Here is a 23,131-nt window from a genome sequence, read left to right as displayed (position 1 = left end):
GGTGAAACCCGGCCGGCACTCAGGAGGCCGGACGGACCGACGTGCCCTCGCGGGCGGCCCGGTCGGCGGCGCAGGCGAGCGCGTGGGTGCGCAGGGCCTCCGCGTAGGGGACCCGGACCCCCGCCGACCGGCCGAGCAGGACGTCGACGAACGCGCGGTCCTCGGCGGCGACCGGGTCCTCGTCGCTGCGGCTGACCTCCTCGCCGTCGGCCGTGACCACCCGCAGCGAGTGGTCGGTCAGGCTGCGCTCCGACAGCTCGACCACCCGGCCCTCGGTCACCACCTGCAGGCCGACGGCGTGCCGCCAGCCGAGGACCCGCGTCGAGGAGACGCTGCCCACCGCACCGGAGGCGAAGTGCAGCAGCGCCACGGCCGCCGTCGGGACCTCGCCGTCGGCGCCGGCCGGCCGCTCGGCCGCCGAGACCAGGTCCACCTCCCCGGCGAGCAGCCGGGCCAGGTCGAGCACGTGCGTCGTCTGCTCGACCACCTGACCGCCCGAGCCGCCGCGCTGCACCCACCAGGGCGCCGCTGGTGTCCGGTCCAGCCAGGAACCGGTGACCAGCTGCACCTCTCCCGCCGGCACCGTCTCCGCCGCGCGCTGCACGACCCCCAGGTGCCGCCAGTGGTAGCCCACCGCCGTGGGGAGGCCGGTCCGGGCGACCTCGACCGCGACCGCCTCCGCGGTCGCCAGGTCCAGGGCCAGCGGCTTCTCCACGAAGAACGGCAGGCCGCGGGCGACCGCCGCCGCCTCCAGCGGCCCGTGCGCGAACGGCGGCACGCACAGCCAGACCGCGTCGAGCTCCTCGGTGTCCAGGAGCGCGAGCCCGTCGCCGTGGGCCCGCGCCCCGCACCGTGCCGCAGCCGCCTCGGCGCGCTCGCGCACCGGGTCGGCCACGGCCACGACCGCCACGTCGGGGGAGGCCGTCAGCGCCGCCAGGTGCCGGCCGGCGATGAACCCGGTCCCGACGACGCCCACCCGCAGGCGGCTCACCGCCCGGTCCCGCCCAGCGCCGCCTCGTAGACCGCCGCGGTGTCCCGGGCCATCCGCTCGCGGGTGAAGCAGGCCACGTACCGGCGCCGGCCGGCGGCACCCTGCCGGCGCCGCAGGTCCGGATCGGCGAGCAGCCGTCCGAGGGCCGCCGCCAAGGCGGCGGGGTCCGCGGACCGCACCAGTGCGCCGGTGACCCCGTCGTCGACGACCTCCTCGCTGCCGATGACGCGGGTGGCCACCACCGGCAGTCTCGCCTCCATGGCCTCCAGCGCCACCAGCGGCATCCCCTCGTGCCGTGAGGGCAGGGCGAAGACGTCGGCCGCGGCCAGCAGCTGCCGGGCGTCGGCCCGGTGACCGGGGAACCGGACGGCACCTCCCACGCCGAGCCCGGCCACCTGCTTCTCCAGGGCCTCCCGCAGCGGCCCGTCCCCGAGGAGGACGACGGCGAGGTCGGGGAAGCGGGCGAGCAGGCCCGGCACGGCGTCGACGAGGTGGCACTGACCCTTCATGTGGGTCAGCCGGCCCACGGTGAGGACGACGGGCTGCCGCGGGTCCAGCCCGAGGGCCGCCCGGGCGGCGTCCCGGCCGATCCGGTAAGAGAGCGGCGCCACGCCGTTGGCCACGGTGGCGATCCGCTCCGGCGGGACGCCGATCCGGGAGTAGGTGCGGCGCACTCCGTCGGAGACGGCGACCAGCCGGTCGACCTCCTCGATCGCGTGGTGGTAGGCCCGCCGCTTGCGCGGGTGGGACACCAGGTAGGGCAGGTGCTGGGTCTGCACGACCACCCGGCACCCGGCGCGCCGGGCCAGGCGGACGCCGTCCCAGTCCTCGCAGCCGGTGCCGACGTGGCAGTGGAAGACGTCGGCGGGGTGGGTGCCGAGGAAGTCCGTCACGACCCGGGCGAACCGCGGGTCGCGAGGCGAGGGCAGCTCGACCGTGCGCGCCCCCAGCGCGGCGGCGCGGTCGAGCAGCCGCCGGCCACCCGAGGTCGGTCTCATCATCAGCGCCACGTCGGCCGTCGCCGCGTACTCGGCGACCAGGTCCACCATGTGCGCACCCATCCCCGAGGGGTCGGTGGACGGCGTGTACAGGCAGATCGAGCGACGGACGGACATCGGTGGCCTCCTCGTCGGCACCCCGTGGTCTCCGGGAGCGAGGAAGCTACCGCCTCGTCGTCACCCGTGTGACCTGCAGCGCACCCGCCGGGCCACGCTGTGCGGGTCCCGGCCGGGCACCGGCTCGTCCCGCCCACAGCCCCCACTGCTCCCGCCCTCCGCGGCCGGGGAGCAGGAGCTGGACTCCCACCGCGGAACCGGGACACCGGGCCGGCGGTGGCGCAGGAGGGCAAGAACGGTCGGGCGCGGGGCCGCCGTCCCCGGCCAGACTCCCCCACGTGGCCGACGACCCCCTCCCCGGACGGGACCGACTCCGCGAGCTCCTCGACGCCGTCCTCGACGAGGACAACCGCACGCTCCCCGACATGGCCGGCGACGCCTACGCCAGCCCCTGGTACTTCGCCCGGCAGGTCAGCCGGGGCGCCGGGGAGCCGCCGGTGGCGCTGCGCCGCCGGGTGCTGCTGGAGCGGGCGGCGTGGCAGCTGCGCGAGGGGTCCAGCGTCACCGACGCCGCCTTCGCCGCCGGGTACGAGTCGGTCGAGGGCTTCGCCCGCGCCTACGGCCGCGCCTACGGTCACTCCCCCGGCACGCCGGACGCCGACCGCCCGCGCACCCGCGACGAGCACTGGCTGCCGGCGCCCAACGGCATCCACTTCCACCCGCCGACCTCGCTGTGGGTCGCCGACGACAGCGGGCGCGGCTCCCCGGAGGAGGTGACCGCGATGCTGGTGCACCACGACGTCGAGGACACCCGCGCCCTGCTCGAGGTGGCGAAGCAGTTGCCGGACGACGCCTACCGGCGCGCCCGGCTGCCCGGGTTCACGGTGCTCTCCTGGAGCGGCCGCGAGGAGTCGGTCGCCGCGCTGCTGGACACGCTGGTGTGGACCAAGGAGGTGTGGCTGGCCTCGATCGAGGGCGCTGGTCACCCCGCCCACGGCGCCGACGACCCGGCCGCCCTGCTGGCCCGGCACGACGCGGTGGCACCGCGCTGGCTGGCCGCCGTCCGCGACGTCGCCCGGCGCGGCGCCTGGGGCGACCGGCTGGTCGACGCGCTGTGCGAGCCGCCGGAGACCTTCGTCCTCGGCAGCGTCGTCGCCCACGTCCTCACGTTCTCCGCGCACCGGCGGCTGCTGGTGCGCCACCTGCTCCGGGACGCCGGCCTGGCCGTCGACTCCGGGGACCCCATCGACTGGCTGACCAGGAGGGACCGATGACGCGCACCGTCTACTACACCGCGACCAGCCTCGACGGCTTCATCGCCGATGAGCGCCACTCACTGGACTGGCTGCTCTCCCGGCACTCCGACGAGCACGGTCCGATGGGGTACGCGGAGTTCGAGAAGCGGGTCGGCGCGCTGGCCATGGGTGCCACGACCTACGAGTGGGTGCGGGAGCACGGCGGGCCGGAGGCGTGGTCCTACACCGTGCCCGCGTGGGTGTTCACGCACCGGCAGCTGACCGCGTACCCGGACGCGGACATCCGGTTCACCGCTTCCGAGGTGGCCGAGGTGCACGGGCAGATGGTCGCCGCCGCCGGGGACCGCGACGTGTGGATCGTGGGCGGCGGCGACCTCGCCGGTCAGTTCGCCGACCACGGGCTGCTCGACGAGGTGGTCGTGGCGATCGCGCCGGTCACCCTCGGCGGCGGGGCGCCGCTGCTGCCGCGCCGGCTCGAGCTCACGCGGACGGAGGAGGCGGTCAACGGCGAGTTCGTCTGCGTCCGTTACGACGTCGTCCGGACCTGACCGTCGGCCCCGCCGAGGTCGAGTGAGCACTTCCGGTCGGCGACACGCGCCGGCACGCCGGGCCCGGCGACCGCGACTGCGACTGCGCACTCGGCAGCACGACCGTGTCGGCGGCCTCGCCGACCCGCCGACGCATGGCCATGCACGGTCGTGCATACTTCCTCGTGTGTCCAAGGTGCTCACGTCCCTGCCCGTCGGCGAACGCGTCGGGATCGCCTTCTCCGGTGGTCTCGACACCTCGGTGGCGGTCGCGTGGATGCGCGACAAGGGCGCGGTGCCCTGCACCTACACCGCCGACATCGGCCAGTACGACGAGCCCGACATCAGCTCGGTGCCCGGGCGCGCCACGGCCTACGGCGCGGAGGTCGCCCGGCTGGTCGACGGCCGCGCGGCGCTGGTCGAGGAGGGCCTGGCGGCCCTGACCTGCGGGGCGTTCCACATCCGCTCCGGCGGGCGCAGCTACTTCAACACCACGCCGCTGGGCCGCGCGGTCACCGGGACCCTGCTGGTGCGCGCCATGCTCGAGGACGACGTCCAGATCTGGGGCGACGGCTCGACGTTCAAGGGCAACGACATCGAGCGGTTCTACCGGTACGGCCTGCTGGCCAACCCCTCGCTGCGCGTCTACAAGCCGTGGCTGGACGCCGACTTCGTCACCGAGCTCGGCGGCCGCAAGGAGATGTCGGAGTGGCTGACCGCGCACGGCCTGCCCTACCGGGACAGCGCGGAGAAGGCCTACTCCACCGACGCCAACATCTGGGGCGCCACCCACGAGGCCAAGTCCCTCGAGCACCTCGACACCGGCGTCGAGATCGTCGAGCCGATCATGGGCGTGCGGTTCTGGGACCCGGCCGTCGACATCGAGCCCGAGGACGTGACCATCGGCTTCGAGCAAGGCCGGCCGGTGGCGATCGACGGCAAGACGTTCGACACCGCCGTCGACCTGGTGCTGGCGGCCAACGCGATCGGCGGCCGGCACGGGCTGGGCATGTCCGACCAGATCGAGAACCGCGTCATCGAGGCCAAGAGCCGCGGCATCTACGAGGCCCCCGGCATGGCGCTGCTGCACGCCGCCTACGAGCGGCTGGTCAACGCCATCCACAACGAGGACACCCTCGCGACCTACCACAGCGAGGGCCGGCGCCTCGGCCGGCTCATGTACGAGGGCCGCTGGCTGGACCCGCAGGCGCTGATGCTGCGGGAGGCCCTGCAGCGCTGGGTGGGGACGGCGGTCACCGGCGAGGTCACGCTGCGGCTGCGGCGCGGCGAGGACTACTCGATCCTCGACACCACCGGACCGGCGTTCAGCTACCACCCGGACAAGCTGTCGATGGAGCGCACCGCGGACTCCGCCTTCGGCCCGTCGGACCGGATCGGCCAGCTGACCATGCGCAACCTCGACATCGCCGACTCCCGGGCCAAGCTGGAGCAGTACGCGGCCCTCGGCATGGTCGGCAGCGGACACCCGCGGCTGATCGGGGTCGCCCAGGCGGCCTCGACCGGGCTGATCGGCGCCATGGACGCCGGCGGCGCGGAGGCCATCGCCTCCCGCGGCACGGTCGGCGACGACGAGCAGCTGCTCGACCGCGCCGCGATGGAGTCCGGGACAGACTGAGGCCCCCCTGCCCCCACCACTCGCAGGCTCGCGGGCGGGGCCCTGCAGGAGGGCCATCGTCTGCGCGGCGGTGGTCCTCCTTCAGGACTGCCGGTAGACCGCGTCGGGCACGTCGGTGACGAACATGTGCCCCGGCGCATGGGTGATCGCGAACGGCGGCCGGGAGGCCATCAGTGCCGCCTGCGGCGTGACCCCGCAGGCCCAGAACACCGGGACGTCGCCGTCGGCGAACTCGACCGGGTCGCCGAAGTCGGGCGCACCCAGGTCGGCGACGCCCAGGGCGTCGGGGACACCGACGTGCACCGGCGCCCCGTGCACCTGCGGCATCCGGGCGGTCACCTGCACCGCGGCGGCCACCAGCTCGCCGGGCACCGGCCGCATCGACACCACCAGCGGTCCGGACAGCCGGCCGGCGGGGCGACAGGCCCGGTTGGTGCGGTACATCGACACGTTGCGGCCCTGCTCGATGTTGCGCACCGGCACACCCGCGTCCAGCAGCGCGGTCTCGAAGCTGAAGCTGCAGCCGATGAGGAAGGCGACCAGATCGTCGCGCCACAGGTCGACCACGTCGGTCGGCTCGCCGACCAGCTCGCCGTCCCGCCACACCCGGTAGCGCGGCAGGTCGGTGCGCAGGTCGGCGTCCGGCGCCAGCGCCGTGCGGTACGACCCGGCGTCGGTCACGTCGAGCAGGGGCACCGGCTTGGGGTTGCGCAGGCCGAACAGCAGCACGTCGTAGGCCCAGTCCTGCGGGACGACGACCAGGTTGGCCTGGGTGTAGCCGGGCGCCCAGCCCGACGACGGGACGGCCAACCCGTCCCGGTACTGCGCGCGCGCCCCAGCGGGGTCGGCGGCGGGGAGCAGCATCGTCATGCCCCCATGGTCCCCCGCCTCCTCCCGTCCGGGCTCCCCCGCAGGTCCCCCTTCTGCTGTCCCCGACCCGCTGCCGTGCCCGACCCCGCGGACGATCATGGAGCTACGGGGACGACACGCGGGCGAGCCCCGGCGTGTCACCACGCCAGTCCCGTGATCGTCCCCGAGCGGCCGGCCGCCGGCGGGAACGGAGCGCCCGCCCGCCCTCGCGTTGCCGGTGCCTGCAAGGGCCCCTAGCGTCGGATCCCCGCCGTCGTGGAGAAGCCCATGTCGCACAGCCACGAACCCGCCCCCGCCCCCACCGCCCCGACCAGCGGCCGCATGGCCGCGAGCACGCGCTCGACCCTGCTCGGCGCGATGTTCCTCATGGCCACCTCGGCCATCGGTCCCGGCTTCATCACCCAGACGACGACGTTCACCGCCCAGCTGGGTGCCGCGTTCGCCTTCGCGATCGCCGTCTCGATCGTCATCGACATCGCGCTGCAGCTCAACGTGTGGCGGGTGATCGGGGTCAGCGGCCGGCGGGCCCAGGAGCTGGGCAACCTGGTCTTCCCCGGCCTCGGCTGGGTGATGGCCGCCTTCCTGCTGATCGGCGGGCTGGTGTTCAACATCGGCAACGTCGCCGGCGCGGGCCTCGGCTTCGACGCGATGCTCGGGCTGGACCCGAGGATCGGCGGCGCGATCTCCGCCGTCATCGCCATCGGCATCTTCCTCAGCAGGCGGGCCGGGGTCGCGGTCGACCGGATCGTCGTCGTCCTCGGCCTGCTGATGATCGCGCTGACGGCCTACATCGCGATCACGTCGGGCCCGCCGGTGGGCCGGGCGCTGCGCAACGTCGTCCTCCCCGAGGAGGTCTCCTTCCTGGCGATCACCACGCTGGTCGGCGGCACGATCGGCGGCTACATCGTCTACGCCGGCGCCCACCGGCTGCTCGACTCCGGGGTCACCGGCCGGGAGCACGTCCGCGACATCACCCGCGGCTCGGTCACCGGGATCGTGATCACCGGGATCATGCGGGTCGTCCTCTTCCTCGCCATCCTCGGCGTGGTGACCGGTGGCGCCGACCTCGGCACCGAGAACCAGGCGGCCAACGCCTTCCAGGCCGCGGCGGGCCAGGTCGGGCTGCGGGTCTTCGGCATCGTGCTGTGGGCCGCGGCGATCACCAGCGTCATCGGCGCCTCCTACACGACGATCTCCTTCGTCACCTCCCGCACCCGCACCAGCGACCGCACCCGCACGCTCCTGGTGGTCGGCTTCATCGCGGTCACCACGCTGGCCTTCCTGCTCATCGGAGCCGCGCCGACCACGCTGCTGGTCTTCGCCGGCGCCTTCAACGGGCTGTTGCTGCCGATCGGCATCGCGGTGATCCTCTGGGTGGCCACCCGCCGGTCGGACCTGTTGAACGGGTACCGCTACCCGCGCTGGCTGCTGGTCGTCGGCTGGGCGGCATGGCTGCTCACGCTCTACCTGGCGGTCAACTCCGTCCGCCCGGTGATCGCGCTGTTCTCGTGAGAGAGGCTGTCGGGATGGACCTCAACTCCGACCTCGGCGAGGGCTTCGGGCAGTGGCGGCTGGGGGACGACGAGGCGCTGCTCGACGTCGTCACCAGCGCCAACGTGGCCTGCGGCTTCCACGCCGGCGACCCCTCGATCATGCGGCGGGTGTGCGCCCGGGCCGCGGAGTCCGGAGTCGCCGTCGGCGCGCAGGTGTCCTATCGCGACCTGGCCGGCTTCGGCCGCCGCTTCATCGACGTCGAGCCCGCCGAGCTGACCGCCGACGTGCTGTACCAGCTGGGCGCGCTGGAGGCCTTCGCCAGGGTCGCCGGCTCCCGGGTGCGCTACGTCAAGCCGCACGGTGCGCTCTACAACACGATCGTCGCCCACGAGGAGCAGGCGGCCGCGGTGGTCCAGGCGGTGGTCGAGTACGACCGCGACCTGCCGGTGCTGGGGCTGCCCGGCTCGGCCTGGCTGCGGCTGGCCGACGAGGCCGGGCTGACGACGGTGGCCGAGGCGTTCGCCGACCGCGAGTACACCCCCCAGGGCACGCTGGTCTCCCGCCGGCTGCCCGGCGCGGTGCTGCACGACGCCGACGAGATCGCCCGCCGCTGCGTCGCGATGGCCACCGGCGAGCCGGTCACCGACGTGGAGGGCGGCCTGCTGCGGCTGTCCCCGGAGTCGATCTGCGTGCACGGCGACACCCAGGGCGCGGTGCAGATCGCCCGGCGGGTGCGCGAGGCGCTCACCACGGCCGGGGTCGCGCTGGCGCCGTTCGCCGCCTGATGCGCGTCCTGCCCAGCGGGTCGACCGCGCTCCTGGTCGAGCTCGACGGCCTCGATGAGGTCCTCGGCCTGTACGCCGCGCTGGTCGCCGAGCCGCTCGAGGGCGTGGTGGACGTCGTCCCGGCGGCGCGCACCGTGCTGCTGGTGACCGACCCGGTGGTGACCCCCCTCGCCGCGGTCGAGCAGGCGGTGCGGCAGGTGCGGCCGCGCACCGACCGGGGCGGCCACGAGGATCTCGTCGAGCTGCCGGTCGTCTACGACGGCGCCGACCTCGCCGACGTCGCCGGCCTCCTGGAGGTCGAGCCGGCCGAGGTGGTACGGCGGCACACGGGGGCCCAGTGGACGGTCGCCTTCTGCGGTTTCGCCCCCGGTTTCGGCTACCTCACCCAGGACGGCGGCGGGTGGGACGTGCCCCGTCGATCCACCCCGCGCACGAAGGTGCCGCCGGGGTCGGTGGCCCTCGCCGGGGAGTTCAGCGGCGTCTACCCGCGGGAGTCCCCGGGCGGCTGGCAGCTGATCGGGCGCACCGACGTCGCGGTGTTCGACCTCGGCCGGGACCCGGCGGCGCTGCTGCGCCCCGGTGTGCGGGTGCGCTTCGTGGACGCCACGTGACCGGCCGCGCCGCGTCGCCGGGCAGAGTGACGCGCACGCTGACGGTGCTGGCGACCGGGCCGCTGACCACCGTGCAGGACGGTGGCCGGCCCGGGCAGGGCGCGCTCGGCGTCGGCCGGTCCGGCGCCGTCGACCGCGCCGCCGCGCGGCTGGCCAACCGGCTGGTGGGCAACGACCCGGACGCCGCGGTGCTCGAGGTGACCCTGGGCGGCCTGGTGCTGCAGGCGGGCGCGGACCTGGTGGTGACCACGACCGGGGCGCGGTGCTCGGTCGCGCACAACGCCCCGGTGTGGCTCCGGTCGGGCGCGGAGCTGCGGCTCGGCCTGCCGCCGTCGGGGCTGCGCACCTACGTCGCCGTCCGCGGCGGGGTCGCCGTCGAGCCAGTGCTCGGCAGCCGCTCGAGCGACCTGCTCTCCGGCCTCGGTCCGCCGGTGCTCTCCGCCGGCGACGTGCTGCCGGTCGGGGAGCCCACCGCGCCGATGCCCGGGGTCGACCTCGCGCCGGTGCCGGACCCGCCCGGCGACGAGGTGACCGTGCGGGTGCTGCCCGGCCCGCGCGCCGACTGGTTCCCCTCCGAGGCCGCGGCCGCCCTCACCACCACCGCCTGGGAGGTGACCGGCGAGAGCAACCGGATCGGCCTGCGGCTGGCCGGCGTCGCGCTGGAGCGGTCCCGCACCGGCGAGCTGGCCAGCGAGGGCATGGTGCGCGGCGCGCTGCAGGTGCCGCCGTCCGGGCAGCCGGTGCTCTTCCTCGCCGACGCCCCCGTGACCGGTGGCTACCCGGTCATCGGCTACGTCGAGGACGCCGACGTCGACCGCTGCGGCCAGCTCCGCCCGGGCCAGACCCTCCGCTTCCGCGGCGCCGTCGTCCCCCGCTGACCGGCTGCCCGGCACCGCCGGGAGCGGCCGGCCCGCGCTGCGCGACGATCAGGTCTGCCCACCGATCCGTCCCCGATCCCAGGAGGAACGCGCGTGCAGACCGCCGACCCGGCGACCCCGACCGGCTCCCCGCCGCGGTGGTGGGTGGTGCTCGCGCCCGCCGCCGCGCTGGTCCTCGCCGCCCTGTGCCTGCGCGCGCCGTTCTCCGCCGTCGGCCCGGTGCTCGGCGAGCTGGGGGACGAGCTGTCCCTGCCGCAGGCCGTGCTGTCGGTGCTGCCCACGCTCCCGCTGGTCTGCTTCGGCCTGGTCTCCCCCGTCGCGCCCGCGCTGGCCGCACGGCTCGGCGTCCACCGGGCCGTCCTGGCCGGCCTGGTCGTGCTCGCCGCCGGGATCGCCCTGCGCACGGCCGGCACCTGGGGTCTGTACGTCGGCACCGTGCTGCTGTCGGCCGGCATCGCCGTGGGCAACGTGCTGGTCCCGGCGGCCGCGCGCGCCGTCTACGGGAACCGCGCGGCACCGGTGCTGGGCGCGACGACCGCGACGATGGGGTTCTCGGCCAGCCTCGGCGCGGGCCTGGCCCAGCCGCTGGTCACGGCGACCGGGAGCGCGGTCACCGGGCTCACGCTGTGGCTCGCGCCCGTCCTGGTGGCGATCCCGGCGATGGCGCTGCTCGCCCGGCGCGCCCGCCCCGCGCCCGGTCCCCCGACGGCCCGGCTGCCGGTGGTCGCCGTCCTGCGGGACCGCGTGGCGCTCGCCGTGACGGTGTTCTTCGGCCTCCAGTCGCTGGCCTTCTACGTGATGCTCACCTGGATGGCCGACGTCCTCGAGGACGACGCCGGCACGTCCGCGGTGACCGCCGGGGGCCTGGTGGCCGCCGCGGCCGCGTTCGGCGCACCCTGCGCGCTCGTCGTCCCGCCGCTGGCCGCGCGGCAGCGGTCCCAGGTGGCGTGGGTGGCCGGCGCGACCCTGCTGTCGACCGTCGGGATCCTCGGCCTCCTCGTCGCGCCCACCGCCGCCCCCGCGGTGTGGGCGGTGCTGTGGGGCCTGGGCACGGGAACGGCGTTCCCGCTGGCGCTCACGCTGGTGCTGGTCCGCACCCGCGACGCCGCCCAGACCGGCCGGCTGTCGGCGGCCGCGCAGAGCGTCGGGTACCTGCTCGCCGCCGCCGGGCCGCTGGCGGTCGGGCTGCTGCACGACGCGACTGGCGGGTGGCGCGCGGGGCTGGCCGTGCTGCTGGTCCTGCAGGCCCTCCAGCTCGCGGCCGGGCTGTACGCGGGCCGGCCGCGGCTGGTGACCGAGACCGCAGCGGACGCCGAACACGCTGCCGAGGCTCGCCACTGACCACGTCCCTCCGCGTGGAGGCGGGGTCGGTGATGCGCTGCTCCCTCGCCCGCGGCCGGCGGTTCGTCATGGACGACGACGGCACCCTGCACGTCACCACGCCCTCGGGGGTCACCCGCACCACCCGACCACCCGGGGTGCGGCCACCAGCACCGGAGCCACCGGAGGCGGCCGGCGCACCACCGCCGGACGACACCGATCTGCCCCCGTTCTGACACCCGGGGCTCACCGTGTCGGCTCGTCGCCATGTCGACGTGGCGACGAGCCGACGTGGCGACGTGGCGACGTGGCGACGTGGCGACGACTCGCCTCCCGGCTGGGTGTCCTGACCATCGCCCCGTCAGGTGACGCTGCCGTTCTCCCTCGCGCGGATGCCTGAGTCGCTCGGGTCGGCGTGGACGTCGACCGGACGGTGACCCGGCTGCCCGCCAGGTGCTGCGCCACGTCGTGCAGCTGACCTCTGTCCCCGTGCGGCCCACTACGGGACACCGGCAACGGTCGCCAGTGCGCCCATCACGGCTGGTTGATGCGCCGAGGGTCAGCGCTCGGTGCACAGGCCGACCGGGATCGTCGACGCCGGGATGAGTAGCGGGTTGAGTGCGTGCGGGGCGCTGTCGTCCTCGATCGGCAACAGCTGGGCAGGCAGCCAGGTGATCGCGGGGGCTTGCTCGTCCGGACGGGTGAACAGGGCGCGCAGCCTCCGCCGCGGCCTTGGTGCTGCGGTGGGGCCCCGCAGTGCGGCGGAGGGCTGGTCCCGGTCGAGCGGCTCCTCGCCGCGCGCGTGGAACACGCTTCCGTCCACGTGCACGACCTGATCCGCAGGCAGGTGGTCGAGCACCAGGGGCACGTAGTCGGGGCCGAACCAGGACCACCACGCCGGATGGGGCAGCAGGCCGGCCCACTGCTCGCGGGCGGCCAGGTAGGTGGTGCGCTCGGCGGTGGGGCCGTACCACGCGCTCCGGCCCGACCACTCCGCGCCGCGCTGCACCTCGGCCGAGCCGAAGACCGCGTCGGTCGCGGTGGCGAAGTCCACGAAGAGATGCTGGAGCGCCGCCCGCCAGTGCCGGTCGGCGAGCGGCTCGCGGTGCACCGACAGGCTGTGCGAGTGCACGCCCGGCCCGGCCGACCCTGCCGCGATGCTCCCCTCGATGCACGGTGCCGACGCCTTGAAGCCGAGGGACCACGTCTCGTCGGCTGCGACCTGCACGAATGCGTCGGGACCGTCCACGTCCAGCTTCATGGGCAACGGTTCGTAGGACCCGAAGCGGCGGGGCAGCGCCTCGGGCAGGTGCCGCCGGGCCACCTCCAGCCACGCCGTCGCCGCAGGGGCACCCGTTCCTCCGGGGCGGACGTACCAGCGGAGCTCGACGATGTCGATCGTGCCGCGCTGCACCGGCGGCGCGGCGCGGAGCTTCCCCCGGGCCCAGACCTGCCCGGTCTGCTGGTCGAGGACCACGCCGGCGCTGGCCTGCGCGAGGCGCCGGGCGAAGCGGACGGCATGCGGCGTCTCGGTGGTCGAGGAGCCCTCGACCACCCGCTCGTACAGGTAGGACGGCCCCAGCAGGGCGGCGGTCACCTCCTCTGGCACGTCCTCCGCCTCGACTGTCACCGGCAGGGCCAGCGTGAAGCTGTAGCGCGCCCGGGCGCCGCGCACCACGGTCAGGAACTCGGTGGCATCGCCCGCGTCGTCAACGGCCAGTCCCACCTCGGTGAGAATTCGCCGCAGGTCCTCGGCGGTCAGCGCCTGCTGCGCGAACACCTGCACGTCGTAGGACAACGCCTCTCCTCTGGCCGTGGCGGCTGGACCGTACGGCGACGGTCAGCCTGTCCACGGGACCCGTCCCCCGGTTCGCAGCACGTGTCCCTGGTGCACATCTGTCCCCGAAGCCGCCTGTCGGGCGGACGTCGCCCGACGTGGCACTCAGAACGGGTAGGCGGGCAGGTCGCCGCGCAGCGTGACCCACTGCGTCTCGGTGAACGCCTCGATGTTGGCCTGCGGACCGCCGTGGCGGGAGCCGGTGCCCGACGCCCCGACCCCGCCGAACGGGGCCACGGCCTCGTCGTTCACGGTCTGGTCGTTGATGTGCACCAGGCCCGAGGGGATGCGCTCGGCCAGTTGCAGGCCGGCGTAGACGTCGCGGGTGAGGATGCCCAGGCTGAGTCCGTACTCGGTGCCGCGGGCCAGCCCGGCCACCTCGTCGAGGCTCCGGAACGGGGTCACCGGCGCGACCGGGCCGAAGATCTCCTCCCGGTAGGCGGGCGCCTCGACCGGCACGTCGCCGAGCACGGTGGGCCGGTAGAACAGCCCCTCGAAGGTGCCGCCGGTGCGCAGCGTCGCCCCGCCCTCCACGCTGCTCGTCACCAGGCCGTGCACCCGGTCGCGCTGGCCTGCGTCGATCAGCGGGCCCAGCGCGACCTGCTCGCGGAACGGGTCGCCGACCGGCAGCTCCTCGACCTTCTCGGTGAGGACGGCGGTGTACTCCTCGGCGATCGACTCGTGCACCAGGTGCCGGCTGGTGGCCATGCAGATCTGGCCCTGGTGGGCGAAGGTGCCCCACGCGCCCACCGAGGCGGCCGCGGTCACGTCGACGTCGGGCAGCACGATGAGCGCGGAGTTGCCGCCGAGCTCCAGGTGCGCGCGCTTCAGGTGATGGCCGGCCAGCGCGCCGACCGCGCGGCCGGCCCTGGTCGAGCCGGTGAAGGCGATGACCCGCACCGGCGGGGCGGTCACCAGGGCCTCGCCGACGTCCGCGCCGCCGGGCAGCACCTGGAACACCCCGGCCGGCAGCCCGGCCTCCTCGAAGACGCGGGCGAACAGCACGCCGCCGGAGACGGCGGTGCGCGGGTCGGGCTTGAGGACGACGGCGTTGCCCAGGGCGAGCGCCGGGGCGATCGCCCGGATCGCGAGGATGGTCGGCACGTTGAACGGCGCGATGACGCCGACCACGCCCGCCGGCACGCGGCGGGCGAAGGACAGCCGGGGCGCCCCGGTGCGCAGCAGCTCGCCGTACGGGTGGCTGGGCAGCGCCGACGCCTCGTAGCACTCGGCGGCGGTGGTGTGCACCTGGAAGTCGCCGAAGGGCTGGATCGCGCCGGTCTCCCGCGCCAGCCAGCCCCGGATCTCGTCGGCGTTGGCCTCGAGCACCTCACCGGCACGGCGCAGCACCCGCGCCCGGTCCTCGAACGGCGCGGCCGCCCACGCCCGCTGGGCCTCGGCCGCCCGGTCCGCCGCGGCGACGACGTCCTCCGGGGTGGCCTTCCCGACCGCGCCGACGACGTCCCCGGTCGCGGGCTCCACGACGTCGTAGCTGCCGCCGGACCCGTCGGTCCAGGCGCCGGTCCACAGCTTCCCCTGCCACGCGCCGTCGTCCAGCAGTGCCATGCCTGTCCGTCCTCTCGTCCGGGCGGTGGGTCCCGGAGTCGCCCCGGGAGCCGCCTCCCGGCAGGGTAGGAGGGACGGCAGCCGATGCATCGGCCGGGAGCTGGAGGGGTCCATGGGCATCACGGAGAGCGCGGAGTGGCAGGCGCTGGCCGAGCACCACCGGGAGCTGCGCGACGCCCACCTGCGGGACCTGTTCGCCGAGGACCCGCAGCGGGGCACCGAGCTCGTCGTCACCGCCGGCGACCTCTACCTGGACTACTCGAAGAACCGGCTCACCCGGGAGACGGTGCGGCTGCTGGCGGCGCTGGCCGAGAGCGTCGGGCTGCGGGAGCGCACCGAGGCGATGTTCCGCGGCGAGCACGTCAACACGACCGAGGACCGCGCGGTGCTGCACGTGGCGCTGCGCGACCCCCGCACCAGCGGCCTGGACGTCGACGGCCACGACGTCAACGCCGAGGTGCACGAGGTGCTCGGCCGGATGGCGGAGTTCGCGGACCGGGTGCGCAGCGGGGAGTGGACCGGGCACACCGGCGAGCGGATCCGGGCGGTCGTCAACATCGGGATCGGCGGCTCTGACCTCGGCCCGGCCATGGCCTACCTGGCGCTGCGCGACTACTCGGACCGGTCGCTGACCTTCCGCTTCGTCTCCAACATCGACCCGACCGACCTCGCCGAGGCCACCCGCGACCTGGACCCGGCCACCACGCTGTTCGTCGTCGCGTCGAAGACCTTCACCACCCAGGAGACGCTGACCAACGCCAAGGAGGCCCGCCGCTGGCTGGTCGAGGGCCTCGGCGGTGACGAGAAGGCCGTCGCCAAGCACTTCGTCGCCGTCTCCACGAACGCCGAGAAGGTCGCCGAGTTCGGCATCGACACCGCCAACATGTTCGGCTTCTGGGACTGGGTCGGCGGCCGTTACTCCTTCACCTCGGCGATCGGCCTCTCGCTCATGGTCGCGATCGGGCCGGAGCACTACCGCGAGCTGCTCGACGGCTTCCACACCGTCGACGAGCACTTCCGCACCGCGCCGTACGAGGAGAACCTGCCGGCCCTGCTGGGACTGATCTCGGTCTGGTACGTCGACTTCTTCGGGGCGCAGAGCCAGGCGGTGCTCCCGTACTCGCAGTACCTGGCGCGCTTCCCGGCCTACCTGCAGCAGCTGTGCATGGAGTCCAACGGCAAGTCGGTGCGGCTGGACGGCTCGCCGGTCGACGTCCCGACCGGCGAGATCGTGTGGGGCGAGCCGGGCACCAACGGCCAGCACGCCTTCTACCAGCTGCTGCACCAGGGCACGGTGCTCGTGCCGGCGGACTTCCTCGGCTTCGCCCAGCCGAACCACGACCTCGACGGGATGCACGACCTCTTCCTGGCCAACTTCCTGGCCCAGCCGCGCGCGCTGGCCTTCGGCCGCACGGCCGAGGAGGTCGCGGCCGAGGGGACGGCGCCGGACGTCGTCCCGCACAAGGTGATGCCGGGCAACCACCCGTCCAACGCGATCGTCGCGCCGAAGCTGACGCCGTCGGTGCTCGGCCAGCTGGTCGCCGCCTACGAGCACCGGGTCTTCACCCAGGGCGTCGTCTGGGGCATCAACTCGTTCGACCAGTGGGGGGTGGAGCTGGGCAAGGTCATGGCCAACCAGCTGGCGCCGAAGCTGCAGAGCGAGTCCGCGCCGGAGTACGACTCGGACTCGTCGACCGACGCGCTGGTCAGGCTGCTGCGGGAGGGCCGCGGCCGCCCGGCCTGAGGTGATGTGCGCCCGTGGCGCGTTCCGGGTCGGAGAGGCGCCACGGACGCACACCACCGACCGAGGTCACTCCTCGCCGCGCAGCTCCGCCAGGATCGGTGCGGCCACCTTGAACGCGTGGTTGGCCGCGGGCACGCCGGCGTAGACGGCGGCGTGCTGGATGACCTCGGCGATCTCCTCGTCGGACAAGCCGTTGTTCTTCGCCGCCCGCACGTGCAGGGCGAACTCGTCCCAGTGCCGCAGCGCGATGGTGATCGACAGCGTCATCAGGCTGCGGTCGCGGCGGGCCAGGCCGGGCCGCTGCCACAGGTCGCCCCAGGCCACCCGGGTGATGAAGTCCTGGAAGTCGGCGGTGAACGGCGTGGTGCTGGCCACCGCGCGGTCGACCCAGGCGTCGCCGAGCACCTCGCGCCGGGTGCGCATGCCGGCGTCGCGGCGGGCGTCGTCCGTGCTGGGCAGCTCGCTCACGCGTGCCCCCCGGCCGCGTCCAGGTGGCCGAGCAGCGCGCCGGTGACCTCCAGCGGCTGCTCCAGGTTGGGCAGGTGCGCGCCCGGGCTCACCGACACCAGCGAGGCGCCGGCGATGCCGTCGGCGATGGCCTGCTGGTGCGGCGGCGGCAGGGCCGGATCCTCGGCGCCCGAGACGACCAGCGTCGGCGCGGTGATCCGCCCGAGGTCCTCCCGCAGGTCCACGGCGGCCACGACCTCGCAGCACAGCGCGTAGCCCTCGTCGTCCGCCGCGACGATCATCGCCTCGAGCCGCGCCACCAGGTCCGGGTGCTCGGCGGCGTACGCCGGCGTCAGCCAGCGGCTGACCACGGTCGGCGCCAGCGGCGCCGTCCCACCGGAGCGGGCCGCGGCCGCCCGGTCGAGGAAGCCCTGCGGGTCGGGCTTGGCCGAGGTCGCCAGGGCGACGAGCCGGTCCACCCGCGCGGGCTCGCGGGCGGCCAGCCGCATCGCCGTCATCCCGCCCAGGGACAGCCCCGCGACGTGCGCCCGCCGCACGCCAAGCCGGTCGAGCAGCGCGACGACGTCGTCCACCAGGTCGTCGAGGGTGTACGGCCCCGCTGGGGACGGCGAGTCACCGTGGCCGCGGGTGTCGTAGCTGACCACGCGGTAGCGCTCGGCGAGCGCCGGCACCTGCGGGTCCCACATGCCGCGGGTGGCACCGAGCGAGTTGGAGAGGACGACGACCGGCGCGTCGGCCGGCCCGTCCTCGGTGTACGAGACCTCGACGGCGGTCACTCGTCCTCCTCGCTGGCGCTCGTCGGTCGCGTGACCGCGGCTTCTCCGTTGTCCGGTTCGCTCGCGAGCTCGCTCACTGGCGTCCCTCCGTGAGTGCGGCGTGCTCGGCGAGTGCGGTGTCGACCTGGGCGCCGGCCTCCCCGACGTCGGGTCTACCGGCGGCGAGCACCGCGCGCACGTCGACGTCGGTGCGAGCGGCCACGACCTCGGCCAGCGGGCGGCCACCGTCGCGGGCCTCGCGGACGGCGGCGGCCGCGGCGTCGTGGGCCGCCCCCTTGCCGAGGGTGGGCGCCAGCGCCTCGGCGAGCGCGCCCGCCAGCGGGCCCTCGGCCGCGGCCGCCGCGGTGGCGGCCATGCGCGGCGGGTCCGGCCGCAGCCCGCGCAGGCTCTCGGCCAGCCAGGACGCCGCCGACCCGACGGTGCTGAGCAGCTCGGTGAGCGTCGGCCACTCGCTGTGCCAGGCACCGGCGGCCCGCTCGTGCTCCTGCTCCATCGCCGACAGCAGCGTGGCGACCAGCCCCGGCGCGCGGCGGGCGCAGGCGCGGGCCGAGATGGCGGCGACCGGGTTGCGCTTGTGCGGCATCGCCGACGACCCGCCACGCCCCTCGCCCACCTCGACGACCTCCGCCACCTCGGTCTGGGCGAGCAGCACGACGTCGACCGCGACGGTGGCGACCACGCCCGCGGCGGCGCCCAGCGCCCCGGCCAGGTCGGCGATCGGCAGCCGGACGGTGAACCACGGAACGGCGGTACTCGTCAGCTGGAGCTCCTCGGCCAGCGCCGCCCGCACCACGACACCGGCCCCACCGCTGGCGGCCAGCGTGCCGACCGCGCCGCCGTACTGCACCGGCAGCGAGGCGACCACCTCGGCCAGCCGCAGCCGGGCGCCGTCCAGGCCGGCCAGCCAGCCGGCGGCCTTGAGCCCGAAGGTCGTGGGCAGCGCCTGCTGCATCAGCGTGCGGCCGGCCAGGACGTCGTCCCGGTGGACGTGGGCGAGGTCCGCGGTCGTGTCCGCGGCGGCGGCGAGGTCGGCGTCGACGGCGGCGACCGCGTTGCGCGCCATCAGCAGCAGCGCGGTGTCCAGCACGTCCTGGCTGGTGGCGCCGACGTGGACGGCGACGGCGTCGCGCTCGCCGACCGCGTCCTGCAGCACCCGCACCAGCGGTGGCACCGGGTTGCCGGCGTCCGCCGCCCGGGCGACCACGGTGGCCAGGTCGAGCCGCTCGGGGTGCGCGCAGGCCGCGGCCACCGCGTCCGCCGCGGTGGTCGGCACCACCCCGGTGCGGGCCGCGGCGCGCGCGAGGGCGGCCTCGACGTCGAGCAGCGCCCGGAACCAGGCGTCGTCGGAGACGGCGGCCGCGGCCCCGCCGCGGGCGAAGGTCCCGGAGAGCAGCGTCATACGGCGAAGAACACCGTCTCCCGATCGCCCTGCAGGTACAGGTCGAGGCGGTAGCCGTCGTCGGTCGGCGTGGCGAGCAGCGTCTGCCGGCGGTCCTCCGGCAGCCCCCGCAGGACGACGTCCTGGGCGTTGGCCTCGGCCTCGTCGGCGAAGTAGATCCGCGTGACGACCCGGTCGAGGAGCCCGCGGGCGAACAGCGAGACGTCGACGTGCGGCGCCTGCAGACCGCCCTCGCCGTCGGGCACCCGGCCGGGCTTGAGCGTGCAGATGGCGTACTCCCCCGAGTCGGTGTGCGAGCGGCCGAAGCCGGTGAATCCGGGGTACCGGGTGGCACCGCGCGGGTCGTCGGGGTGGTCGAAGCGGCCGTCGGGGTCGGCCTGCCAGGTCTCGACCATCGCGTCGGGGATCGGGTCGCCGTTGCCGTCGAACACCGTGCCGCGCAGCCAGATCGCGCCCGGCGTGTCCGGCGGGACGACGAGCTCGCCGCCCTCCCAGGTCAGCCCGATCGCCAGGTAGGGGCCGACGGTGGCGCTCGGCGTCGTCTGCAGCTGGGTCATCAGGCCACGTCCCCGTCGTCCTCGGTCTCGAACGGGGTCTGCTGGGCGCCGCGGAGGACGATGTCCCACTGGAACCCCAGCGCCCAGTTGGGCACGGTGCGCTCGTAGTCGAACCGGCTGATCGCCAGGTGGCGCGCACCCTCGGGGATCGAGTTGAAGATCGGGTCCTGGAAGAACAACGAGTCGTCCGGGAAGTACATCTGGGTGACCAGGCGCTGGGTGAACGCCCGGCCGAAGAGCGAGAAGTGGATGTGCGCCGGCCGCCAGGCGTTGTGGTGGTTGCCCCAGGGATAGGCGCCGGGCTTGATCGTCGTGAACTCGTAGCGACCCTGGTCGTCGGTCATCACCCGGCCGAGCCCGTCGAAGTGCGGGTCCAGCGGCGCCGGCCAGTTGTCGACGACGTGCCGGTAGCGCCCAGCGGCGTTGGCCTGCCAGACCTCGACCAGCGTGTCGGGCACCGGCCGGCCGTCGCTGTCGAGCACCCGGCCGTGGACGATGATCCGCTGGCCCTGGGCCTCGCCGCCGAGGCGCTTGGTCAGGTCGGCGTCGGTGGCGGTCACCCGGTCCTCGCCGAGCAGCGGGCCGGTGACCTCGGTGAGCCGGTGCGGCAGGTCGACCGGCGTGCGCAGCGGCGCGCGCAGCCCCGTGCTCCTGTAGTCGGCGTACCCGACGGGCGTGCGCAGTCCGGCGTCCGTGCGCGCATAGCGCGGCAGGTCCAGCCGACTGCCCGATGTGGTCCCGGTCATGTCCAGGACCGTAGGGCCGCGGGCTACCCTGCCCAAGCCTGGCCTTCCGGCCAGCGGAAGGAGGCGGCCGTGGCCGGTGGCGGGACGGCGGCAGGACGGTCGGTGACCGGGCGGGCCCTCGACGTGCTCGGCGCCTTCGACTCCGGTGCGCCGCGGCTGACCCTCTCGGAGATCGCCGAGCGCTCGGGGACGCCGCTGTCGACGACCCACCGGCTCGTAGGAGAGCTGGCGGCCTGGGGCGCGCTGCACCGGCGACCCGACGGCCGCTACGAGATCGGCCGCCGGCTGTGGGACCTCGGCCTGCTCGCCCCCGTGCAGCTCGAGCTGCGCCAGGTGGCGGCGCCGTTCCTGCTCGACGTGCACACCGCCACCCGCGACACCGTGCACCTCGCCGTCCGCGAGGGCCGCAGCGCGCTCTACGTCGAGCGCGTCTCCGGTCGCGAGTCGGTGCCGGTGGTCAGCCAGGTGGGCAGCCGGTTGCCGCTGCACGCCACCGGGGTGGGCAAGGTGCTGCTGGCCGCGGCGCCCGACGACGTCGTCGAGGCGGTGCTGCGCGCGCCGACGCGGGAGACGCGGCACACCGTCGTCGACGCGGGACGGCTGAGCCGGGAGATCGCCGAGGTGCGCCGCCGCGGGTACGCCCGGACCGCCGAGGAGATGTCGCTGGGCACGCTGTCGGTCGCCGTCCCGGTGCGGGTGGAGCGGTCCGCCGGCCCGGCCGTCGTCGCCGCCGCCCTGGGCATCGTCGTCCCCAGCCACCGGCGGGACCTGCTGCGGCTCGTGCCCGTGCTCGAGGTCGCCGCGCGCGGGATCGGGCGGGAGCTGTCTCGGGTGCAGCACTTCCGCTGAGCGGGAGCAGGCGGTTCCCACGACCACGTAGCGGCGGTCACACTCGGCCGCGTGCGTACACAGGTGGGGATCATCGGCGCCGGCCCGGCCGGCCTGCTGCTGTCGCGACTGCTCGCGCTGCAGGGCATCGACTCCGTCGTCCTGGAGAACCGGTCGCGGGAGTACGTGGAGGCACGGATCCGCGCCGGCATCCTCGAGCAGCACACCGTCGACACGCTGACCGCGGCCGGGGTCGGCGACCGGCTGCAGCGCCAGGGGCTGGAGCACCGCGGCATCCACCTGCAGTACCCGGGCACCCGGCACACGCTGGACTTCCCGGAGCTGTGCGGGCGCACCGTGTGGGTCTACGGGCAGACGGAGGTCACCAAGGACCTCATCAGGGCCCAGCTGGACGGCGGCCCGCCGCTGTTGTTCGAGGTCTCCGACGTCCGGCCCGAGGACGTCGACGGCGACACCCCGCGCGTCAGGTTCACCGACGCGGACGGCGTCCCGCAGGTGCTCGAGTGCGACGTCGTCGCCGGCACCGACGGCTTCCACGGCCCCTCCCGCGCGGTGGTGCAGGAGGCCGGCGGGCGGCTGTGGGAGCGCACCTACCCCTACGCCTGGCTGGGCATCCTGGCCGACGCCGCGCCCGCCACCGACGAGCTTATCTACGCGTGGCACCCGGAGGGGTTCGCGCTGTACTCGATGCGCTCGCCGACGGTGTCCCGGCTCTACCTGCAGGTCGACCCGTCGGAGCGGATCGAGGACTGGTCCGACGAGCGGATCTGGGACGCGCTCGACACCCGCATGGCGCTGGAGGGCTGGTCGGTCAACCGGGGGCCGGTGACGGAGAAGTCGATCCTGCCGATGCGCTCGTTCGTCAGCGCGCCGATGCGCCGCGGCCGGCTCTTCCTCGCCGGGGACGCCGCACACATCGTCCCGCCCACCGGCGCCAAGGGCCTCAACCTGGCCGTCGCCGACGTCACCCTGCTCGCGCAGGCGCTGGTGCGGCTGCTGCAGGAGAAGGAGACCGACCTGGTCGACTCCTACTCCGACCGGGCGCTGGCCCGCGTCTGGCGGTGCACCCACTTCTCCTGGTGGATGACCTCGATGCTGCACCGCTCCGGCGACGACTTCGACGCCCAGCTGCAGCTGTCCCAGCTGCGCCGGGTCTGCTCGTCGGAGGCCGCCGCGCGCGAGCTCGCCGAGAACTACACCGGCCTCCCGCTCGAGCTCTGACGGGGCCGCGGCTGCTGGAGGGCAGCCGGGTCAGCTCCGGCACGCCGGGCCGGGGGAGCGACGCTCAGGGGGTCCAGTGGACCTCGATCCTGGTCAAGGTGACCTCGATCCCGCCGGGGAACACCTGCCCCACCGCGTCGGCACCCATCCGCTGCCGGGCCATCCGGCCGGCCACCTCGACCGCCTTGGCGGCCGCGGCCGCGGTGAGCGCGACCGCCGACGCGGTGAGCAGCGGCCCGGCGATCGCCAGGCGCGCGAGCGCCGGGATCAGCGAGGGCACCGGCTGCGGCACCACGCCTGAACCTCGCGGGCCCGGGACTGCGGCTCCGTCCCTGCCGATGATCGCGTCGGGCTCGACCGGCTGCTGTTCCGTCATGACGTCCTCCGTCCACCGGGCACCCCGGTCCCGGGCCACCGCCCCGCCATGGTGACGGACGGGGCCACCCCGGCGCGAGGGCGGTCCCGGCACCGGCGGCAGGTGCGGCAGGACGGCGGGCAGCTCCCCGGGTCCTGACGACCGGCCGGCGACAACACGCGGCACCGGG

The 23,131-nt window shown here is 75.1% G+C and carries 23 protein-coding genes; 12 read left to right on the top strand and 11 right to left on the bottom strand.

The window, feature by feature from the left end; translation table 11 throughout:
- Window positions 1-19: 19 nt before the first annotated feature.
- Both GOBS_RS10790 and GOBS_RS25395 read right to left on the bottom strand, forming a co-directional pair.
- Entirely contained in the window at window positions 20-991 is a 972-nt protein-coding gene (locus GOBS_RS10790) for a Gfo/Idh/MocA family protein (RefSeq protein WP_012948323.1), read from the bottom strand.
- Window positions 988-2,106: a glycosyltransferase gene (locus tag GOBS_RS25395; RefSeq protein WP_012948322.1), complete on the bottom strand. Its 1,119-nt coding sequence runs from the start codon at window positions 2,104-2,106 to the stop codon at window positions 988-990. The genes GOBS_RS10790 and GOBS_RS25395 overlap by 4 nt, the downstream gene beginning before the upstream one ends.
- 278 nt (window positions 2,107-2,384) lie before the next feature.
- On the opposite strand from GOBS_RS25395, the gene GOBS_RS10780 reads away from it, so the two are divergent.
- From GOBS_RS10780 to argG, 3 genes are all read left to right on the top strand, one after another.
- Window positions 2,385-3,320: a helix-turn-helix domain-containing protein gene (locus GOBS_RS10780; RefSeq protein ID WP_012948321.1), complete on the top strand. Its 936-nt coding sequence runs from the start codon at window positions 2,385-2,387 to the stop codon at window positions 3,318-3,320.
- On the top strand, window positions 3,317-3,850 hold the full coding sequence (locus GOBS_RS10775; protein WP_012948320.1) for a dihydrofolate reductase family protein: 534 nt from the start codon (window positions 3,317-3,319) through the stop codon (window positions 3,848-3,850). Before GOBS_RS10780 ends, GOBS_RS10775 begins: the two co-directional genes overlap by 4 nt.
- Window positions 3,851-4,016: 166 nt before the next feature.
- Window positions 4,017-5,465, top strand: coding sequence for an argininosuccinate synthase (gene argG, locus GOBS_RS10770; protein ID WP_012948319.1), 1,449 nt, complete (start codon window positions 4,017-4,019; stop codon window positions 5,463-5,465).
- A gap of 81 nt (window positions 5,466-5,546) precedes the next feature.
- On the opposite strand, the gene GOBS_RS10765 is transcribed toward argG, so the two are convergent.
- On the bottom strand, window positions 5,547-6,335 hold the full coding sequence (locus GOBS_RS10765; RefSeq protein ID WP_012948318.1) for a putative hydro-lyase: 789 nt from the start codon (window positions 6,333-6,335) through the stop codon (window positions 5,547-5,549).
- Window positions 6,336-6,602: 267 nt separating this feature from the next.
- On the opposite strand from GOBS_RS10765, the gene GOBS_RS10760 reads away from it, so the two are divergent.
- The 6 genes from GOBS_RS10760 (at window position 6,603) to GOBS_RS10735 (ending at window position 11,659) form a co-directional block, all read left to right on the top strand.
- Window positions 6,603-7,847: an NRAMP family divalent metal transporter gene (locus tag GOBS_RS10760; protein WP_012948317.1), complete on the top strand. Its 1,245-nt coding sequence runs from the start codon at window positions 6,603-6,605 to the stop codon at window positions 7,845-7,847.
- A 14-nt stretch (window positions 7,848-7,861) separates the two neighbouring features.
- Window positions 7,862-8,614, top strand: coding sequence for a LamB/YcsF family protein (locus GOBS_RS10755; RefSeq protein WP_012948316.1), 753 nt, complete (start codon window positions 7,862-7,864; stop codon window positions 8,612-8,614).
- Entirely contained in the window at window positions 8,614-9,225 is a 612-nt protein-coding gene (locus GOBS_RS10750) for a 5-oxoprolinase subunit B family protein (RefSeq protein WP_012948315.1), read from the top strand. Before GOBS_RS10755 ends, GOBS_RS10750 begins: the two co-directional genes overlap by 1 nt.
- Before the next feature lie 26 nt (window positions 9,226-9,251).
- Entirely contained in the window at window positions 9,252-10,103 is an 852-nt protein-coding gene (locus GOBS_RS10745; RefSeq protein WP_041242142.1) for a 5-oxoprolinase subunit C family protein, read from the top strand.
- Window positions 10,104-10,196: 93 nt separating this feature from the next.
- Window positions 10,197-11,444, top strand: a complete 1,248-nt coding sequence (locus GOBS_RS10740; protein WP_012948313.1) for an MFS transporter — start codon at window positions 10,197-10,199, stop codon at window positions 11,442-11,444.
- Window positions 11,445-11,473: 29 nt separating this feature from the next.
- Window positions 11,474-11,659, top strand: coding sequence for a hypothetical protein (locus tag GOBS_RS10735; RefSeq protein ID WP_012948312.1), 186 nt, complete (start codon window positions 11,474-11,476; stop codon window positions 11,657-11,659).
- 323 nt (window positions 11,660-11,982) lie between these two features.
- Here the strand turns inward: GOBS_RS10735 and GOBS_RS10730 are convergent, their stop codons facing one another.
- Together GOBS_RS10730 and GOBS_RS10725 are read right to left on the bottom strand one after the other, a co-directional pair.
- Window positions 11,983-13,221 carry a hypothetical protein gene (locus tag GOBS_RS10730; RefSeq protein ID WP_012948311.1) on the bottom strand — a complete coding sequence of 413 codons (1,239 nt, stop codon included), beginning with the start codon at window positions 13,219-13,221 and terminating at the stop codon, window positions 11,983-11,985.
- A 144-nt stretch (window positions 13,222-13,365) separates the two neighbouring features.
- The gene (locus GOBS_RS10725; protein ID WP_012948310.1) at window positions 13,366-14,826 is read right to left on the bottom strand and encodes a benzaldehyde dehydrogenase; all 1,461 of its coding nucleotides are present in this window, start codon (window positions 14,824-14,826) and stop codon (window positions 13,366-13,368) included.
- 112 nt (window positions 14,827-14,938) lie between these two features.
- On the opposite strand from GOBS_RS10725, the gene pgi reads away from it, so the two are divergent.
- Complete coding sequence (gene pgi, locus GOBS_RS10720; RefSeq protein WP_012948309.1) at window positions 14,939-16,570, top strand: glucose-6-phosphate isomerase; 1,632 nt, start codon at window positions 14,939-14,941, stop codon at window positions 16,568-16,570.
- 66 nt (window positions 16,571-16,636) lie between these two features.
- On the opposite strand, the gene pcaC is transcribed toward pgi, so the two are convergent.
- The 5 genes from pcaC to pcaH form a co-directional block, all read right to left on the bottom strand.
- Entirely contained in the window at window positions 16,637-17,038 is a 402-nt protein-coding gene (gene pcaC, locus GOBS_RS10715; protein WP_012948308.1) for a 4-carboxymuconolactone decarboxylase, read from the bottom strand.
- Window positions 17,035-17,814, bottom strand: a complete 780-nt coding sequence (gene pcaD / locus GOBS_RS10710) for a 3-oxoadipate enol-lactonase (protein ID WP_012948307.1) — start codon at window positions 17,812-17,814, stop codon at window positions 17,035-17,037. The genes pcaC and pcaD overlap by 4 nt, the downstream gene beginning before the upstream one ends.
- A 73-nt stretch (window positions 17,815-17,887) precedes the next feature.
- Window positions 17,888-19,213, bottom strand: coding sequence for a 3-carboxy-cis,cis-muconate cycloisomerase (gene pcaB / locus GOBS_RS10705; RefSeq protein WP_012948306.1), 1,326 nt, complete (start codon window positions 19,211-19,213; stop codon window positions 17,888-17,890).
- Complete coding sequence (pcaG, locus tag GOBS_RS10700; protein WP_012948305.1) at window positions 19,210-19,770, bottom strand: protocatechuate 3,4-dioxygenase subunit alpha; 561 nt, start codon at window positions 19,768-19,770, stop codon at window positions 19,210-19,212. Before pcaG ends, pcaB begins: the two co-directional genes overlap by 4 nt.
- The gene (gene pcaH, locus GOBS_RS10695; RefSeq protein WP_012948304.1) at window positions 19,770-20,516 is read right to left on the bottom strand and encodes a protocatechuate 3,4-dioxygenase subunit beta; all 747 of its coding nucleotides are present in this window, start codon (window positions 20,514-20,516) and stop codon (window positions 19,770-19,772) included. Before pcaH ends, pcaG begins: the two co-directional genes overlap by 1 nt.
- Before the next feature lie 102 nt (window positions 20,517-20,618).
- Here pcaH and GOBS_RS10690 point away from each other — a divergent pair, with 102 nt between their 5' ends.
- Together GOBS_RS10690 and GOBS_RS10685 are read left to right on the top strand one after the other, a co-directional pair.
- Window positions 20,619-21,365, top strand: a complete 747-nt coding sequence (locus GOBS_RS10690; protein WP_243697698.1) for an IclR family transcriptional regulator — start codon at window positions 20,619-20,621, stop codon at window positions 21,363-21,365.
- 51 nt (window positions 21,366-21,416) lie between these two features.
- Window positions 21,417-22,586, top strand: a complete 1,170-nt coding sequence (locus GOBS_RS10685) for a 4-hydroxybenzoate 3-monooxygenase (protein WP_012948302.1) — start codon at window positions 21,417-21,419, stop codon at window positions 22,584-22,586.
- A 64-nt stretch (window positions 22,587-22,650) separates the two neighbouring features.
- Here GOBS_RS10685 and GOBS_RS10680 read toward each other — a convergent pair whose 3' ends face one another.
- Window positions 22,651-22,881 carry a hypothetical protein gene (locus GOBS_RS10680; RefSeq protein ID WP_166487352.1) on the bottom strand — a complete coding sequence of 77 codons (231 nt, stop codon included), beginning with the start codon at window positions 22,879-22,881 and terminating at the stop codon, window positions 22,651-22,653.
- Window positions 22,882-23,131 lie beyond the last annotated feature (250 nt).

This window comes from Geodermatophilus obscurus DSM 43160 (assembly GCF_000025345.1).
Classification (GTDB): Bacteria; Actinomycetota; Actinomycetes; order Mycobacteriales; family Geodermatophilaceae; genus Geodermatophilus; species Geodermatophilus obscurus.
The sequence above is the reverse complement of the archived record's forward strand: the minus strand, read 5'-3'. Positions and strand labels throughout refer to the sequence as shown.